We start from the raw sequence: 17,021 nt of genomic DNA on the forward strand, positions 1-17,021 counted from the left end.
TACTTAGTATACAAGTACACAACATAACAAGTGATGTACTTCTTTATAACTCTAATTTGAGGTGAAAAATATGAATAATATAAGTATTCAAGAATTGAAAGAAAAGGCTATTGAGTTAAGAAAGACAGCGGTTACAATGATCCATAAAGCACAATCAGGTCATCCAGGAGGTTCACTATCTGCTGCAGACCTTATGGCAGCGCTTTATTTTAAAGAAATGAACGTTGATCCTCAAAATCCAAACTGGGAAGATCGTGATAGATTTGTACTTTCAAAAGGGCATGTTGCGCCAATTCAATATTCAGCCCTAGCATTAAGAGGGTTTGTTCCTTATGACACGATTTATATGTTAAGAGAGTATGGATCTCCATTCCAAGGACATCCAGATATGAAAAAGTGTCCAGGAATTGATATTTCTACAGGATCTCTAGGTCAAGGGCTTTCTTGTGCAGTAGGAATGGCGATTGCAGGACAAAGAGATGAAAAAGATTATCGTGTGTTCGCATTACTTGGAGATGGTGAGTGTCAAGAAGGACAAATTTGGGAAGCTGCACAAACGGCAGTGAAGTACGAATTAGATAATTTAATCGTATTTGTTGATTATAACAAACTCCAAATTGATGGAACGACGGATGAGATTATGCCACTTCAAGATATTGAAAAGAAATTTGAAGTGTTTGGTTTTGAAACAAGACGCATTGATGGGCATTCGATGGAAGAGATCGTTGAAACAATAGATGAAGTTAAAGTATTGAAAAACGGAAAACCGAAGTGTGTTGTACTAAACACTATAAAAGGTAAAGGCGTTTCTTATATGGAAGATGTTGCAGATTGGCACGGAGTAGCTCCTAATGATGAAGAATTCAAGCAAGCGATTGCAGAGATTGAAGGAGGCTTAAAATAATGAGCATTTTGGAAAAAGAACTAACAATGAAAAAAGCGACACGAGAAGGTTTCGGAGATGAAATTGTAAAACAAGGTAAAGAAAATAAAAACATTTATGTTGTAGATGTTGATATTGCGAAATCTTGTAAAACGACCAATTTTATAAAAGAATTGCCTAAACAACATATTAATGTTGGGATTGCTGAACAAAATGCTGCAGGTTTAGCGGCTGGATTAGCAACAACAGGTAAAATTCCATTTGTAAGCACTTACGCTGTATTTGGTTCTCTAAGAATGGCGGAGCAAATCAGACAAGAAGTTTGTTATCCGAACTTAAATGTTAAGATTGCTTGTTCGCATGGTGGTTTAACACCAGCAAACGATGGTGGAAGTCACCAAGCAATTGAAGATATGGGAGTTTTAAGAAGCTTTCCTAATATGACAGTGATCATGCCTGCAGACTATCATGCTACGAGAAAATTAGTAGAACAAGCTGCAATAACACATGGTCCGATGTATCTTCGTTTTACAAGAGATAAAGTTCCGATGATTTATGACGAAAATGAAGAGTTTGAAATTGGTAAAGCGAAGAAATTGAAAGAAGGAAACGACATCGCAATTATTGCTAATGGAGACACTGTTCACCTTGCATTAGAAGCTACGAAGGAACTAGAAAAAGAAGGTATCTCTGTCAAACTATTAGATATGCATACTATTAAACCTTTAGACCGTGATGCGGTTGTAGAATGTGTTGAACTTGAAAAGATCATTACAGTTGAAGATCATAACATCTTAAATGGATTAGGTAGTGCAGTATGTGAAGTAGTTGCAGAAGAAGGAAAAGGGAAAGTAACGAGAATCGGTGTTCAAGACCAATTCGGACAATCTGCTCCATACGAAAAGTTAATGGAACTCAATGGAATTACTACTGAAAACATTATTAAGACAGCAAAAGAAATGCTTCGTTAAAAATTAAATAAACAGTTGATTATAGGAGTGAAAACAATGTTTGAATTACATGATAGAGTAGCAATCGTTACAGGAAGTGGATCACCAAAAGGAATTGGACGTACTATTGCATTAACGCTTGCCGAGCAAGGAGCTGCAGTTGTTATCGCTGATATGAATTTAGCAGGAATAGAAAGTACTGTAAAAGCGGTTGAAGAAGCTGGTGGAAAAGCTTTAGGTGTTGAGTTAAATGTGACTGATAAAGCTTCTGTTGATGCAATGGTCGAAAAAGTTTTAGCGACTTATGGAAGAATTGATATACTTGTAAATAATGCAGGAATTTCGCAAAAAGTAACGGTTGCAGATATGACTGTTGAAGATATGACAAAAGTCTTTAATGTTAATATGTTTGGGCTATTCTTATGTACTCAAGGAGTATTAGATACAATGAAGAAACAAAAGTTTGGTAGAATTATTAACCTATCATCCGTTTCAGCTAAAAGAGGTGGAGGAGTATTCGGTGGTGCCCACTATTCAGCTTCAAAAGCAGCTGTATTAGGTTTCTCAAAAAACCTTGCTCGTGAAGTAGCTGTGGATGGAATTACTGTTAACTCTGTAGCACCAGGACTTGTTAATACTGAAATTTGGAAGTCTCTACCTGAAGAAGACGCGAAAAAAGTAATTGATGGTATTCCGATGGGAAGACCTGGTGAAACAGAAGAAATTGCATCAACAATTGCATTTTTAGCTTCAAAAGAAGCATCATATATTACAGGTGAAGAAATTGATATTAACGGTGGATCGCACATGGATTAATATCCATCATCTCTTTTCGATACAGGCATGCCGTTTAGGTTTGCCTGTATCTCTCTGTAAAGAGTAGTTTAATAAAAGTGTTTGGTACTAACTAAATCCATTTATCCCGTTTAACTAGCGCTAAGACTCCCACTTCAAGGCTTTGAGGCAACAATAAAGACTAAGTAAATGCTTAAATGAACACAGACTAATAACGTCACGTCCTGTGACAACGTCTGTGTGCCCCACCTCGTGTGGGCCCCAACTAGCATTCAGTGGGTGAGGAAGAAAACCCCTACTGAATGAAGTTTCACTTTATTACTCAAATAAAGGAAACATTAGAACCGTCTCTTCTGGCTTGTTTGTATAAAAAAAATTAAATAATGAGTGAAAGAAGTGGTTAATATTAATTTTAATCCTGTGTCTAGTCATAAGTTATATATCCAAATTTATTACCAAATTCTTTCAGAAATACAATCTGGTGCATTTGAAATAGGCGATAAACTTCCTTCCGAAAGAGAACTGTGCGAACAGTTCGGTGTAAGCCGTGCTCCTATTAGGCAGGCTCTTAGTGCATTGGAGTTGAATGGATTTATATATTCCCGCCAAGGTGAGGGCGTTTATGTAAAAAGTAATCAATCTTTAGCTGAAAGTCAAAGTTCAGCTTTTATATTAGAAGCCGTTTCTCCAGAAGATATTGTAGAAGCAAGAATGAATATAGAGCCTCTTATCGTAAAATCCGCGGCTTTAAGAGCTACAGATGAAGATATTGAAGAATTTCAGATGACCATTAAACAGATGGAACAAGAAACAAAGGCTGGGATATATGCACCTGAAACAGATGAGAAGTTACACAATCAGATCGCTAAAGCTTCTCATAATGATTTATATATTAATTTTATGGCGGGTATAAGCAATGCAATGAAACAACAAGAAATGTGGCAATTTATACGAGATCGAACAGTCACACGACCAGACTATCGTGATGTTAATTTTAGAGAACACCAATTATTAATTACAGCCATTTCAAACCATAATGAAAAAGAAGCAGTTGAATTTATGACTACACATATGCAAAATTTGTATAATCGATATTGGAAAGATTAAATCCATAAAGAAAAACAACTGCCAATCGAGTAAATAAAGTTACTGCATATGAAACTGATAATATATAAGCGAATTATTTAGCTACTCCTATCCCTGATGATTTCAGGTGAGAAGTAGCTTCTTCTTTGCTCCTAAATGTTTTACTAATTCCAAGATCGGCAAATATAATCCTACAAATTTGATGTTTTATATAAGAGTATTGCTGTACCATAAAGAAAAGTTTATAATAAAGGTGTTTTAGTAAGATTGATCTTTCTATAGAGAGAAGTGATTAATATTAGCTTTAATCGTGTATCCAGTAAAAAGTTATATATCCAAATTTATAATCAAATCCTTTCAGAAATCGAGTCAGGTTCTTTTAATATAGGTGATAAATTGCCTGCAGAAAGAGAGTTGTGCGAACAGTTTGGTGTTAGTCGTGCACCTGTAAGACAAGCTCTAAGTGCTCTTGAACTGAATGGCGTTATTTTTTCTCGTCAAGGAGAAGGGATTTTTGTAAAAAATACACATGTAACGAATGGAATTTCTGAATCAGCCATTATTCTAGAATCGATTTCTGTAGAAGATATTGTAGAAGCGAGAATGAATATAGAGCCTATTATTACGAAGTATGCGGCTTTAAGAGCTACTAAAGAAGATATTGAAGACCTTCGTGCCACTATTCAAAAGATGGAAGAGGAAACGAAAGCTGGTCAATATGTTCCTGAAACAGATGAAGCACTGCATACTGGAATAGCGAAGGCATCTCATAATGATTTGTTTATTAAAATGATGGCTGCTATTAGTAACGCGATGAAACAACAGGAAATGTGGAAATTTATTCGTGATCGAACGGTAACTCGGCCAGATTATCGAGATGTTAATTTTGCGGAACATAAGATGCTAATCCAAGCTATTGAAGAACATGATGAAAAAACAGCCGTAAAATTAATGACAGACCATATGCAAAACCTCTATGATAGGTATTGGAAAGATTAATAATATAACAATTTGCGGAGTGTATCTTTTAGGTGAAGGCTCCCTACTATAAATGTGTTCATTTCTGAACTATTTATAGTAGGGAGCCTTCACTTTTTTGTTGATTTCATATACTTTTAATCCTATATTTTCCTAATTGAATGATTGTGGTATTTTGATTATTTGTGTTGACATTTTTGTATGTCAAAAGTATACTATGATTATAAGTTACTTAGTAGACAAGTGATCAAGGACACAATCATTGGTCCTCACTATCTATTTATTTCACAGATAAGATGGGAATAAATTTGTTAGTTTTGAAAATGTAAACGTCATCAATCTTAGAAAAAAAGGTGTAAGTATTAATTGGACAAGCTTTCGTACTAAAAAACTAGAGGATATAATTTCGTTTACTAGGCAACTAAAGCTATAAAAAACAATTTTATAGTATATTGAAAACGGTTTCTACTAATATATCTTTCTCATTTTTAAATAAGTTGAGTAGGGGGGAAATCATTGAAAGTAGCGTTATTTGATCGAATTCAACATATGACAATAATGGAAAAAGAGATGCCTGAAGTAAAAGATAATGAAGTGTTAATTAAGGTTAGTAAAGCAGGTATATGCGGTTCTGACGTCCATGCGTATATAGGAAAACATCCGTTTCGTAATCCTCCAAGCATATTAGGTCACGAAATCATTGGAACTGTTGAAAGAATAGGTGAGCAAGTCACTACCGTCAAAGTAGGGGATATGGTGACAGTTGAACCTCATATAGGCTGTGGCGAATGTCTGCCCTGTGTAAGTGGTAATTACAATATTTGTGAAGCTAAAATGGTCCTTGGAACTCCAAGGTGGGATGGTGGATTTGCAGAATATATGGCGGCTCCAGCAGAAACCGTCTACAAAATCCCAGATTTTGTCTCTCCTGACTTGGCAGTTTTAACCGAACCTTTAGCAGTAGGGGTTCATGCGGTGAATGTTGCCGACGTGAAAAAAGGAGATAAAGTTGCTATTCTAGGATCTGGACCGATAGGACTTGTTACTGCAGTTGCTGCTCATTATAAGGGTGCAGAAACCATTTGCTTAACAGATGCAGTTGAAAGAAATCTTGAAATAGGAAAAGAATTGTGTGCTACTGATGTAGTCAATGTGAGAGAAGCATCATTAAAAGGCTATGCTTCTAGTGAAATCGGAAAGTTTGACCATGTATTTTTAACAGTAGGACATGGCTCAGTCGTTGATGAAGCTTTCTCGGTAATGAGGAGAAAGGGAAAAGTAATTTCAATCGCTTTATTTGAAGAACAGGTCGCTATGGACTTAAATCAGTTTATGATTGCTGAAGCACAAATGTTTGGTTCATCCATGTATGTAAAAGAAGACTTCCAAACAGCGATTGACATTATCGCCAGTCAACAATATAACTTAGAAGCGCTCATCACACACAAATATAATTTCGAACAAATCAGTGAAGCAATGGATGTTGCTTTAACAAGAAATGGATCTCCAATCAAAATTGTAATTGATTTTTAAGAAAGTCTAGAAGAAATATTGCGAATTAGTAAAATTGAAAAAATAGATATATACAAAAATATTGTATCTATTATATAAATAATTATTCAAAAAAATCAGGGGGAATTACAGTGAAGAAATTTACAAAAACAATTTTATTTTCAACGTTGTTATCTGTAACAACATTAATGGCAGCGTGTGGATCAAGTGATACAACAGAAACTACAGGTGACTCTGGAGCTACCAATGCTGGTGCAGAAGAACTAAACATTCGCTTTGCACATAGTGCCGTTGAGTCGAATTCAAGACATGAAGCAGCTCTAAAGTTTAAATCTTTAGTAGAAGAAAAGTCTGACAATAAAATTACGGTTGAAGTTTTCCCGAACGAAGTATTAGGTAGCGAACCGCAAATGGTTGAGGGTGTAGCTTTTGGTGATATTGAGATGGTTGCAGCGAGTACATTTGCACAATACGAGCCGAAAGTTGATGTCTTTGGATTACCATTCCTATTTGAAACCAATCAACAAGCTTGGGAAACTTTAGATGGGCCAATTGGTCAAGAAGTGTATGGTGAATTACTTGATGATAACCTACGCGTTTTAGGACATTTAGAAAATGGCTTTAGACATGTGACAAATAGTAAAAAACCAATTGAAACAGTGGAAGATTTAAAAGGTCAAAAAATTAGAACACCAGAGATGCCAATTTTGTTAAGTATTTTCAACGCTTTAGGTGCAAACCCAACACCAATGGCTTTTGGTGAGTTATACATGGCTTTACAACAAGGAACTGTTGATGGACAAGAAAACCCAGTATCTAATATTCATGCAAGTAAGTTTAATGAAGTTCAAAAATATTTAAGTTTAACAGGACATTCTTATAGTGCAGTTACTGTAGCAATTAGTGATAAGTTCTGGCAAACTCTAACACCTGAACAACAAGAGATCATTCAATCTAGTATTACTGAAGTTTCAGAATTTCATAGAAATCTAGTTATGGAAAACGAAGCGCAATTACTAGCTGAATTAGAAGAGGCTGGAATGGAAGTTAACGAGGTTGATATCGCTCCATTCAGAGAAGCGTCACAGTCAGTATATGAAGAATATGAAGATATTTATGGTAAAGACCTTATCGATAGTATTCTAGATGCTCAACAATAGTTAATTGAAAAAGCAGAATCTATCCTAAATGGACCTTAGGTAGGTTCTGCTTTTTTCCATCTGAGGAGGGAACTCAATGAAAGTATTAAAATGGTTAGATGAGAATATCGAGTCATTTATATTAATTGTTTTAAGTATTCTCACTGTTGTCGTTGTTTTTATCCAAGTCTTTATGCGCTATGTATTAGGGTCATCTCTCGTTTGGTCGGAAGAATTAGCAAGATATGCTTTTATCTGGATGATATATATTGGAGTAAGTTATGGCGTTAAAAGACAAGCCCATATTAAAGTAGATGCTTTTGCGCTAATTTTTAAGAGAACGGGTAAATTAGTATTAGCATTATGTGCAAATGTTGCTTTTCTACTATTTGCGATCTTATTGACGTACTATAGTTTTGAAGTGGTGTCCCAAGTCACGAGGACTTCACCTGCGATGAGTATACCAATGCAGTGGGTTTATGCGGCTCCGATGGTTGGGTTATTTTTAACTTCGATTCGAATTATTCAACAAATGATAAAACAAATAACTGCATTTAAATCTGGAGAGTAGGTGATTATATGACAGCACTAATATTATTTGGTAGTTTCGTATTCTTTTTACTTCTAACAGTGCCGATTGGGATATCACTTGGATTGGCATCACTTGTCACGATAATATTTGCAGAGGTTGTATCAATTCAATACCTTGCTCAAAGCTTAGTTCAATCTACAGATTCCTTTCCACTAATGGCTGTTCCGTTTTTTATTTTGGCCGGAGAAATCATGGGGAAAGGTGGTATCTCAGAACGTCTCTTTAAATTAGCGAATGTTTTTGTCGGTAATTTAACTGGCGGATTTGCGATAGCGGCAGTTTTAACTTGTATGTTTTTTGCAGCTATTTCTGGTTCTGGACCCGCTACTGTTGCAGCGGTAGGAGGAATTATGATACCTGCGATGGTAAGCTATGGATATGATAAAAAATTTGCAACAGCAGTAGTTGTTGCTGCTGGTTCTTTAGGTATTATTATTCCACCGAGTATTCCAATGGTTATCTATGGTGTATCAGGAAGTGTTTCAATTGGAGACATGTTTATTGCAGGAATTTTACCAGGTATTTTAATTGCTGTGGTTATGATGATTTGGAGTTACATTTATTCGAAGAAGAAAGGTTACAAAGGAACTGGAGAAAAATTTACAATTAAAAGAGCACTCCATGCAATTAATGACGCTAAGTGGGCTATCTTTATTCCTGTGCTTATTTTAGGTGGGATATATGGTGGGATTTTCACACCAACAGAAGCAGCAGTTGTTGCCGTTGTTTACGCGGCAATAATTAGTACATTTGTTTATAAGGAAATTACGATTAAAAATTTCCCTACGGTTATTAAAGATGCGGCTCTTACTTCGGCGACTATTTTAATTATTATTGGAACGGCTAATGCATTTGGTAGAATATTAACTTTAGAACAAATTCCAAAAATGGTAGCTGATATGTTATTAGGAATTTCCTCTAATCCATTAGTGATCATGCTATTCCTAATTATCTTATTATTATTTGTTGGCATGGTTATGGATACAGTCGCAGCAATCATTATCTTAGTTCCGATCTTATTACCAATTGCTATTAGTATTGGAGTAGATCCAATTCATTTTGGAATCATTATGATTGTTAACTTAGCAATTGGTTTCATTACCCCGCCAGTTGGTGTCAACTTATTTGTCGGATCAGGGATATCAGGTATCAGGATGGAAACGTTAGCACGAGCAACACTTCCGTTCTTTATTGCTATGATCTTAAGTTTAGCCATAATTACAATCATCCCTGGAATATCACTATATTTAATTGAGGTATTTAGATAAAATATGAAATAATGCATTATATAAGAAAATGAAGAAGGTTGTTTGAAACAATATAATGTATACGTATTAATTATATTAAGAAACCTAATGGCATTGGAATTTATCTTCTAATGCCATTTTTTATAAGTTTTGGCTAATCACTAATTGACAATTATGTATTCTAAAAGTACACTTTATACATATAAACTTAGTAGACAAGTATACAAGATAACAAATATAGCTTTTTCTTTTTGCGTTAGACAGAAATAGCGACTTCTAGTTGATGAGACTTTAAGAGATTGGAGACCATGGTATGAAAAAAATAGCGGTATTGACGAGTGGTGGAGATGCACCTGGAATGAATGCAGCCATTCGCGCAGTTGTCAGACATGGAATTTATAATGGGTTAGAAGTATATGGAGTAAGACATGGATACACAGGTTTAATGGACGGTGATATTTATCAAATGGAACTTGGAAGCGTCGGTGATATTATACACCGTGGCGGAACAATCTTACGAAGTGCTCGGAGTGAGACTTTTAAAACAATAGAAGGCCAAAAAAAAGCAATAGAGGTACTACAAGCTGTAGGTATTGAGGGATTGGTCGTTATTGGTGGTGATGGATCATTTCAGGGTGCAAGTAAATTAACAAATTTAGGTTTTCCTACAATTGGTATACCGGGAACGATTGATAATGATATTTCAGGTACGGATTATTCGATAGGGTTTGACACTGCGATTAATACGGTGATGGAATCCATTGATAAGATTAGGGATACAGCGTATTCCCATGAACGTATTTGTATCATTGAAGTGATGGGGCGCCATGCTGGAGAAATTGCACTTTGGACTGGATTAAGTTCAGGTGCAGAATCGATTATTATCCCAGAAGTTTCTTATAAAATAGAAGATGTTCTTACGAGAATTAAAAGAGGACAAGAACGTGGTAAGATGCACAGTATCATCGTTTTAGCAGAAGGGGTATGTAGCGGTGAAGAACTACAAAAGTCACTTAATGAGGAATTACAACTTGAATCAAGAGTAGTAGTATTAGGGCTTTTGCAGCGTGGAGGATCTCCTACTGCTTATGATCGTATGATGGCTAGTAGAATGGGAGCAAAAGCAGTCGATTTATTAATAGACGGTAAAAAAGGTGTAATGGTTGGGTGGAAAAATTGCCAACTTACGTATACCTCATTTGAAAAAGCTGCAGAAGAAAAACACTCTGTAAGTATGTCTGATTATAATTTAGCAAGAAGTTTATCTATATAACATTTTAGTTATATATAAACTATCATATAAATTATCATTTTTAGGAGGAATTATTTTGGCTCTAGTATCTATGAAAGAAATGCTAAATAAAGCATTAAAGGAAGGTTATGCTGTTGGTCAGTTTAATATCAATAACTTAGAATGGACTCAAGCCATTTTAGACGCTGCAGAACAAGAGAAATCACCAGTTATCCTAGGGGTGTCTGAAGGAGCGGCGCGTTATATGGGAGGATTTAAGGTAGTTACAGCAATAGTTAAAGCTCTCATAGAAGAGTCGAATATTACAGTTCCTGTAGCGATTCATTTAGATCATGGCTCTAGCTTTGAAAAATGTAAAGCTGCAATTGATGCTGGATTTACGTCTGTTATGATTGATGCTTCGCATTCTCCATTTGAAGAGAATGTAAAAGTAACAAGACAAGTAGTAGAGTACGCCCATGAGCGGGGAGTATCAGTAGAAGCTGAATTAGGCACAGTTGGTGGACAAGAGGATGATGTAGTTGCTGAAGGGGTAATTTATGCAGATCCAAGGGAATGTCAAGAACTTGTTAAACGAACAGAGATTGATTGTCTTGCACCAGCATTAGGTTCTGTTCATGGGCCATACAAAGGAGAACCTAACCTAGGATTTAAAGAAATGGATGAAATCTGTAAAACGATTGATTTACCGTTAGTATTACATGGTGGTACTGGAATTCCGACAGAACAAATTCAAAAGTCAATTTCGTTAGGAACTGCAAAGATTAATGTAAACACAGAAAATCAAATTGCCTTTACACAAGTGGCACGTGAAGTATTAAATAATGATGCTGATGTCTACGACCCACGTAAATTTATCGGGCCTGGACGTGAAGCGATTAAAGAAACAGTAATTGGAAAAATGCGAACGTTTGGTTCTTCAGGTAAAGCATAAGGTCGATGGATATTATCGATTTTCATATTCATTCAAACCATTCATTTGATTCAAATGCAGGGATGGAAGATGTATGTGAAGCAGCAATTCTCAAGGGGGTTAAAGAAATTTGTTTTACTGAACATTTTTCTTTAAATCCCGTTGTGCCGACATATGGACACATGAATTTTGAAAGCTACTTTAAGGAAATTGAAAATTGCAGAAAGAAATATGAAAGCCAGTTAATGATTAAAGCTGGAATCGAAATTTGTGAGCCTCATCAACGAATTGAAGAATACAAAGAACAACTTAAGTCATTTGAATTCGATTTTATTTTAGGGTCTGTCCATAATATCGATCAGAAAAAGCTGCGAATATTTTTAGAAAATAAGAAGAGTACTTCAGCTTATGGTGAATTTTTTGCAGAAGTGTATCAAATGATTTGCTTGGCAGACATTGATATCATTGCTCATTTAGATTTACTAAAACGGTATGCGTTTAATTCGATCGGTAATTTAAATTTTAAAGAGTGTAAGGAACAGTTAGTTGCTATATTAGAAAAAGCGATAGCTAGAAATATAGGGATTGAAATAAACACATCAGGTCTTAGAGGGAAAATAAATGAGTCTCTTCCATCCTATGAGATACTAAAGCTTTATAAAGACTTAGGTGGAGAAATCTTAACAATTGGTTCTGATGCCCATACACCAGAAACTGTAGGTTCCCATTTTGAAGAGGCTCTACAAATGGCGAAGGAATGTGGATTTAACTATATTTATAGTTTTAAACAAAGAACGCCAATAGCTATATCGGCTTACTAATAAAAAGCATTCTTGCTATTTTTTAACAAAGTTAGCTCAGAATTAATCTGAGCTTTTTTGTTTTCTCAAATGTGGTGTAAATAACAAGAATGCTCTATTTGAGAAAAGGTGTATAGTTAATAAATCGTATAGTTGAAACCTTAATTTATTCCATTATTTACAAATAAGGTAATACATGATATTAAGATGTTTTTTATTTTACTAATATAACATGTTGTTTCCTGTATTAAAATATATTTATCTCTTCATTTAACTGGTATAATAATAGAGCAGAAAAGCAAAATGATAGAAAGGAAAAGTGTTAAAACAAATGGAATTAAAAACAAATGAAGAATTAAATAGCAAAGATAGTTCCTTAAGAACTACCATGAAGCAGATGGTAGAGCATAAATATTTTCAGCGGATTGTTATAGGTATCATCCTATTAAATGGACTTATTATCGTTACTGAGACGTATTTAACTGGTAATAGTCTATTACTAGTTTTAGATAAAATTATTGTTTGGATCTTTGTAATAGAACTATTCGTGAAAATCATTGGTCTCGGTTTCAGAGGATATTTTTCGGATAGATGGAATCTATTTGATTTTATTATTGTCATAGGGAGTTTAGTTTTTTATTCTACTCCTTTCGTAAGTGTACTAAGGTTAATAAGAGTATTGCGTTTAATAAGAATGATTCCAGCCATTCCTGCGTTACGAAAGATCATCGATTCATTAATGAAATCGATACCAGCGTTAACAGGGATATTAGGGTTGTCAATCTTGCTTTTTTCCATTTATGCAATTATTGGAACAACCTTTTTTAGCGAAGTTCTTCCCTATGAGTTTTTTGGAAGTTTTCATACAGCACTCTTCACTTTGATGCAAGTTGTAACGTTTGAGTCGTGGGCCAGTCAGGTAGCAAGACCAATTATTAATGAAATTCCGTGGGCCTGGGTCTACTTTGTAACTTTTATCATAATTGGAGCTTTAGTTATTTTGAACCTTGTTGTTGCTGTTATCTTAAGCTATTTAGGTCAGGATGACGATGCGAAGCGAGAAGAACAGATGGAACGCTTATACCTGGAGAATCAGGATCTTAAGAAGGATATACAAGAAATTAAACAATTACTTCTTGATAAAAAGAATAATTGAACTTAAAAAATAGAGCCCCACACTTTTAATAAAAGTATGGGGCTTTATATTACCTTTTCTAGTGTAGATTTTGTTCATCGCAAGAAGCAAACAATAGCTATGAATAGTTCATAGCTATTGTTATTTATTTAGAGGCATTTACGATTTTGGTTAAGACTTTTTCTTCAATCTTATCCTGTAAACTTATATCTTTTTTAATAGATTCACGGTTTTTAATTAATAATTGTTGATAGGAAAGCTTTTTTCTTCTCATAGGGGATCACTCCTTCTTAAGTTGTTTAACTTTCATGTACTATCTCAAATATAATTAATTTTATGATTTTTGTAAATATTCAAAAAACTTTGATTTGTGAAGTACACATAATGAATTCTCATCACTCCTTCTTTTTTCGACAAAATTCATCGTTTTGCTTGATTGGAATAGTAGGAAGACAATTGATTTATTCTTTATGCGGAATAATAAAATGCCAGAAGTAGAAACTAAAGGCTGCGTAGTGGAAAAAAGCTCATAGAATGTATATGATTTCTCTATAAAGGAAAATTTGATTAAAATAAAAATGAAGAAAAGGAGATCCGATGTCAAAGAGAAAAGAAGTAATAGAAACAGGATGGAACTTAGATAACAGTTATACCCGTCTACCGAATTCATTTTTTGCCCAGATTAACCCAACCCCTGTTCGTTCACCGAAGTTAATCGTTTTCAATAATAGGTTGGCAAGATCCTTAGGTTTGAACGACATGGCAATGCAAAGTGAGGATGGAGTAGCAGTATTTGCTGGCAATCAAATTCCTGAAGAGGCTTTGCCGCTGGCTCAAGCTTACGCAGGACATCAATTCGGACATTTTACGATGTTAGGGGACGGCAGGGCAATCTTGCTTGGTGAGCAAATCGATCCTCAAGGTGTTCGAGTTGATATTCAGCTTAAGGGTTCAGGTAGAACACCATATTCCCGCGGGGGTGATGGTCGAGCAGCACTTGGGCCGATGCTGCGCGAATATATTATTAGTGAGGCCATGCATGCGCTTGGGATTCCTACCACTCGTAGTTTAGCAGTGGTGACAACTGGTGAGACTGTTATTCGCGAAACAAACTTACCAGGTGCAATTTTGACTCGTGTTTCTGCGAGCCATCTGCGAGTCGGTACTTTTCAATATGCAGCGAAATGGGGTACAGTTGAGGACATCCGAGCATTGGCTGATTATGCATTGCAACGCCATTTTCCTAATGTTGATGATAGTGCAAACCGATATCTTTCTCTACTTAATGAAGTGATCAAACGTCAAGCGGCGTTAATTGCAAAATGGCAACTGGTGGGCTTTATTCATGGGGTGATGAACACCGACAACATGACGGTAAGTGGAGAAACAATTGATTATGGCCCATGTGCTTTCATGGATGCCTATGATCCAGCTACAGTATTTAGCTCGATTGACGCTCAAGGCCGTTATGCCTATAGCAATCAACCGTATATTGGCGGTTGGAATCTTGCTCGTTTTGCTGAAACACTTCTGCCATTGCTGCACGAGGATCAAGAGGAAGCTGTCAACCTAGCCCAAAATGCAATTTCAGGTTATACAGAGTTGTTTCACTCTAATTGGTTAACAGGAATGAGAGCTAAATTGGGATTATATAACGAAGAGGAGCAGGATGAATCCCTCATTGAAGGTCTTCTTAGCATGATGCAGAAGTCTGATATGGACTATACGAATACCTTCATTGCATTGACTTTTGATCGACACGAAGATACCGCCCTTTTTGGGACACCAGAATTTACTCAGTGGTATGAACTATGGCAAATGAGACTAGGTAGACAACCAGAATCGAAATCCGATTCATCTCAGTTGATGCGGAACTCTAATCCTGCGGTAATACCAAGAAACCACAGGGTAGAAGAGGCGCTAGAAGCTGCTGTGAATCAAGGAGATTATAACGTAATGCATAAACTACTTGATGTTCTTTCTAGCCCATACTCGCATTCTTCTGAGCAGACAGAATACGCCCAACTACCAGTGTCATCAACTAAACCATATCGAACTTTTTGCGGTACATGATATAAAAGCATAGTAGGGTTATGTTTTAACATGATATACAGGTAGATCAAAAGATAATGCCACCTATTAGTATCGAAAGTAGGTAGTATTATCTTTTCTTTTTTATATGGCTGAAACTGTTGTATAATCGCATTAAGACACTAACAGCAGTAGTGGACTTGTATATATGAAATAGGTGATAACGATAAACATTTGGATAAAGGTACTTTCATTTATAGTGGTTTTATCAGTAGTTGTGTTTATTGCTTATAGTACCAATGTTGTTTCGCTAGTCAGAAATGGAGATGTAGAATCCATTCGTTCAACAATGGATGGAAGTATAATTTATAAACTCCTATTTAGTCTAATTGCTATGGTCATTCAGAATACGTTCACAATCATTCCCCTTATTTTATTAATTTCAATAAATGTCGCGCTTTTTGGTTTTTTCTATGGATTTATTTGGAGTTGGCTTTCGAGTATCATAGCGGCCATTATCGTTTTTATTACTGTTCGATATTTCTTCCAAGGTTGGCTTATTCATAAAGTCAGTCCGAAACTGCTAGCTAAAGCCAAGAAAAAAGGATTTTTGTACGTCTTCGAAGCAAGAATTTTTCCGTTTGTTCCAACGAGTCTTGTGAATATTGTTTCTGGATTAAGTCCAATTCAGTTAAAATTTTTCATTTTTGGAACACTAATCGGAAACTTCATTTATTTTTTTGCCTTATCATTAATTCCTTTAGGTTTATTGTCATTGAATATTGACAAACACGTTATTGGAATCATAATCGTACTTTCTGTTCTATCCTTTTTTGTATATAAGGTGATACATCATAGGAAAAATAGAGTGGAAGCCAGTTATGATAACTTAAAGAAAAAAGAAATGGAAGAAAAGGTCTAATAATAGCAAACACATATGATTATAGAAGAATCCTAAACTGTAGAAAAATCAATGAGACTATTAAAAGAAGTGTTATCAAGTGTAAGTCATTGACCTAGGTTAGCACACTGTAGATATCTTATTTAAAAGATTTTTAGAAATGGATGATGAACAAGTGCAACAACTTGGTATTGTTGATTTTGATAGTTCTGTTGCAGGTTTAGGCGGATGTCCATATGCTCCTAATGCAAGGGAACATTGCAACCGAAGATATTATTCATGGATTTGAGGAAATGGGGATTTCAACAAGAGTTGATCTTAATCGAGTCATTGACATAGCTAAACTCTTCGAACAAAGGTTTCCAAAACATTCGGATAGCTTCATTTTAAAGGCGGGTAAGTGTTCAGATTTACACATTGCTCCAAAAGAACAAGAGAAAATAGGCGGTTAGAAAAAATTTAAAAAGAACACGAGCGAACTCGTTATCAGCAAGTTGGAACCACGGGGAATCAGATGGAGTCTCGAACCCACCTGATTAAATCATCCCATCAACGCGACACTGAGAGGTGGAAGTCTTTTCCCAAAAAAACTAAATTAGAATAAAGTTTAAATCAAGAAAATAGAAGGGGTAGCCAAGTCATAAGAATGACACGGCTGCTCCTTCTTTTGGTTTTATTGAAGGTATTTTAAATTATTTGGTAGATTTACTAAAAGTGAAAAAATCACATTACTCATTACCAAAAGCGATAAAAAAATTCAAATTGGTAAAAGTATTATAGTGTAGTCTCCAGCGCCTTATGTTAATC

17 protein-coding genes are annotated in these 17,021 nt (G+C 35.4%); 16 read left to right on the top strand and 1 reads right to left on the bottom strand.

Annotation, left to right across the window (positions count from 1 at the left end; translation table 11 throughout):
- The first annotated feature begins 70 nt into the window (after nt 1-70).
- The 13 genes from BK574_RS25150 to BK574_RS25210 all read left to right on the top strand — a co-directional run bounded on the left by BK574_RS25150 (nt 71) and on the right by BK574_RS25210 (nt 13,303).
- Nucleotides 71-904 (top strand): transketolase, encoded by an 834-nt coding sequence (locus BK574_RS25150; protein ID WP_078430565.1) that lies wholly within the window; start codon nt 71-73, stop codon nt 902-904.
- The gene (locus BK574_RS25155) at nt 904-1,854 is read left to right on the top strand and encodes a transketolase family protein (protein ID WP_078430566.1); all 951 of its coding nucleotides are present in this window, start codon (nt 904-906) and stop codon (nt 1,852-1,854) included. Before BK574_RS25150 ends, BK574_RS25155 begins: the two co-directional genes overlap by 1 nt.
- 36 nt (nt 1,855-1,890) lie before the next feature.
- Nucleotides 1,891-2,649, top strand: coding sequence for an SDR family NAD(P)-dependent oxidoreductase (locus BK574_RS25160; protein WP_078430567.1), 759 nt, complete (start codon nt 1,891-1,893; stop codon nt 2,647-2,649).
- 375 nt (nt 2,650-3,024) lie between these two features.
- On the top strand, nt 3,025-3,735 hold the full coding sequence (locus tag BK574_RS25165; protein ID WP_078430568.1) for a FadR/GntR family transcriptional regulator: 711 nt from the start codon (nt 3,025-3,027) through the stop codon (nt 3,733-3,735).
- Between the two features lie 267 nt (nt 3,736-4,002).
- Entirely contained in the window at nt 4,003-4,713 is a 711-nt protein-coding gene (locus tag BK574_RS25170; protein ID WP_078430569.1) for a FadR/GntR family transcriptional regulator, read from the top strand.
- 495 nt (nt 4,714-5,208) lie between these two features.
- Nucleotides 5,209-6,225 (top strand): zinc-dependent alcohol dehydrogenase, encoded by a 1,017-nt coding sequence (locus BK574_RS25175; protein WP_078430570.1) that lies wholly within the window; start codon nt 5,209-5,211, stop codon nt 6,223-6,225.
- A 110-nt stretch (nt 6,226-6,335) separates the two neighbouring features.
- Nucleotides 6,336-7,364, top strand: coding sequence for a TRAP transporter substrate-binding protein (locus BK574_RS25180; RefSeq protein WP_142248040.1), 1,029 nt, complete (start codon nt 6,336-6,338; stop codon nt 7,362-7,364).
- A gap of 76 nt (nt 7,365-7,440) precedes the next feature.
- On the top strand, nt 7,441-7,914 hold the full coding sequence (locus BK574_RS25185) for a TRAP transporter small permease (protein WP_075388229.1): 474 nt from the start codon (nt 7,441-7,443) through the stop codon (nt 7,912-7,914).
- An 8-nt stretch (nt 7,915-7,922) separates the two neighbouring features.
- Nucleotides 7,923-9,203, top strand: a complete 1,281-nt coding sequence (locus BK574_RS25190) for a TRAP transporter large permease (RefSeq protein ID WP_078430571.1) — start codon at nt 7,923-7,925, stop codon at nt 9,201-9,203.
- A gap of 292 nt (nt 9,204-9,495) precedes the next feature.
- Nucleotides 9,496-10,455, top strand: coding sequence for a 6-phosphofructokinase (pfkA, locus tag BK574_RS25195; protein WP_078430572.1), 960 nt, complete (start codon nt 9,496-9,498; stop codon nt 10,453-10,455).
- A 55-nt stretch (nt 10,456-10,510) separates the two neighbouring features.
- The gene (locus tag BK574_RS25200) at nt 10,511-11,368 is read left to right on the top strand and encodes a class II fructose-bisphosphate aldolase (protein ID WP_078430573.1); all 858 of its coding nucleotides are present in this window, start codon (nt 10,511-10,513) and stop codon (nt 11,366-11,368) included.
- A 5-nt stretch (nt 11,369-11,373) separates the two neighbouring features.
- The gene (locus BK574_RS25205; RefSeq protein WP_078430574.1) at nt 11,374-12,168 is read left to right on the top strand and encodes a histidinol-phosphatase HisJ family protein; all 795 of its coding nucleotides are present in this window, start codon (nt 11,374-11,376) and stop codon (nt 12,166-12,168) included.
- 298 nt (nt 12,169-12,466) lie between these two features.
- Nucleotides 12,467-13,303 (top strand): ion transporter, encoded by an 837-nt coding sequence (locus BK574_RS25210; RefSeq protein ID WP_238458090.1) that lies wholly within the window; start codon nt 12,467-12,469, stop codon nt 13,301-13,303.
- Nucleotides 13,304-13,427: 124 nt separating this feature from the next.
- Here BK574_RS25210 and BK574_RS27195 read toward each other — a convergent pair whose 3' ends face one another.
- Nucleotides 13,428-13,556 (bottom strand): FbpB family small basic protein, encoded by a 129-nt coding sequence (locus BK574_RS27195; protein WP_142248041.1) that lies wholly within the window; start codon nt 13,554-13,556, stop codon nt 13,428-13,430.
- Between the two features lie 323 nt (nt 13,557-13,879).
- Between BK574_RS27195 and BK574_RS25215 the strand changes: the two genes are divergently transcribed.
- The 3 genes from BK574_RS25215 (at nt 13,880) to BK574_RS25225 (ending at nt 16,666) form a co-directional block, all read left to right on the top strand.
- Complete coding sequence (locus BK574_RS25215; RefSeq protein ID WP_078430576.1) at nt 13,880-15,355, top strand: protein adenylyltransferase SelO; 1,476 nt, start codon at nt 13,880-13,882, stop codon at nt 15,353-15,355.
- Nucleotides 15,356-15,572: 217 nt separating this feature from the next.
- Nucleotides 15,573-16,235 (top strand): TVP38/TMEM64 family protein, encoded by a 663-nt coding sequence (locus tag BK574_RS25220; RefSeq protein ID WP_078430577.1) that lies wholly within the window; start codon nt 15,573-15,575, stop codon nt 16,233-16,235.
- Between the two features lie 224 nt (nt 16,236-16,459).
- Nucleotides 16,460-16,666, top strand: coding sequence for a hypothetical protein (locus tag BK574_RS25225; RefSeq protein ID WP_238458091.1), 207 nt, complete (start codon nt 16,460-16,462; stop codon nt 16,664-16,666).
- Nucleotides 16,667-17,021: the final 355 nt, after the last annotated feature.

Origin of the sequence: Alkalihalobacterium alkalinitrilicum, assembly GCF_002019605.1 — a bacterium.
Taxonomy (GTDB): domain Bacteria; phylum Bacillota; class Bacilli; order Bacillales; family Bacillaceae_F; genus Alkalihalobacterium; species Alkalihalobacterium alkalinitrilicum.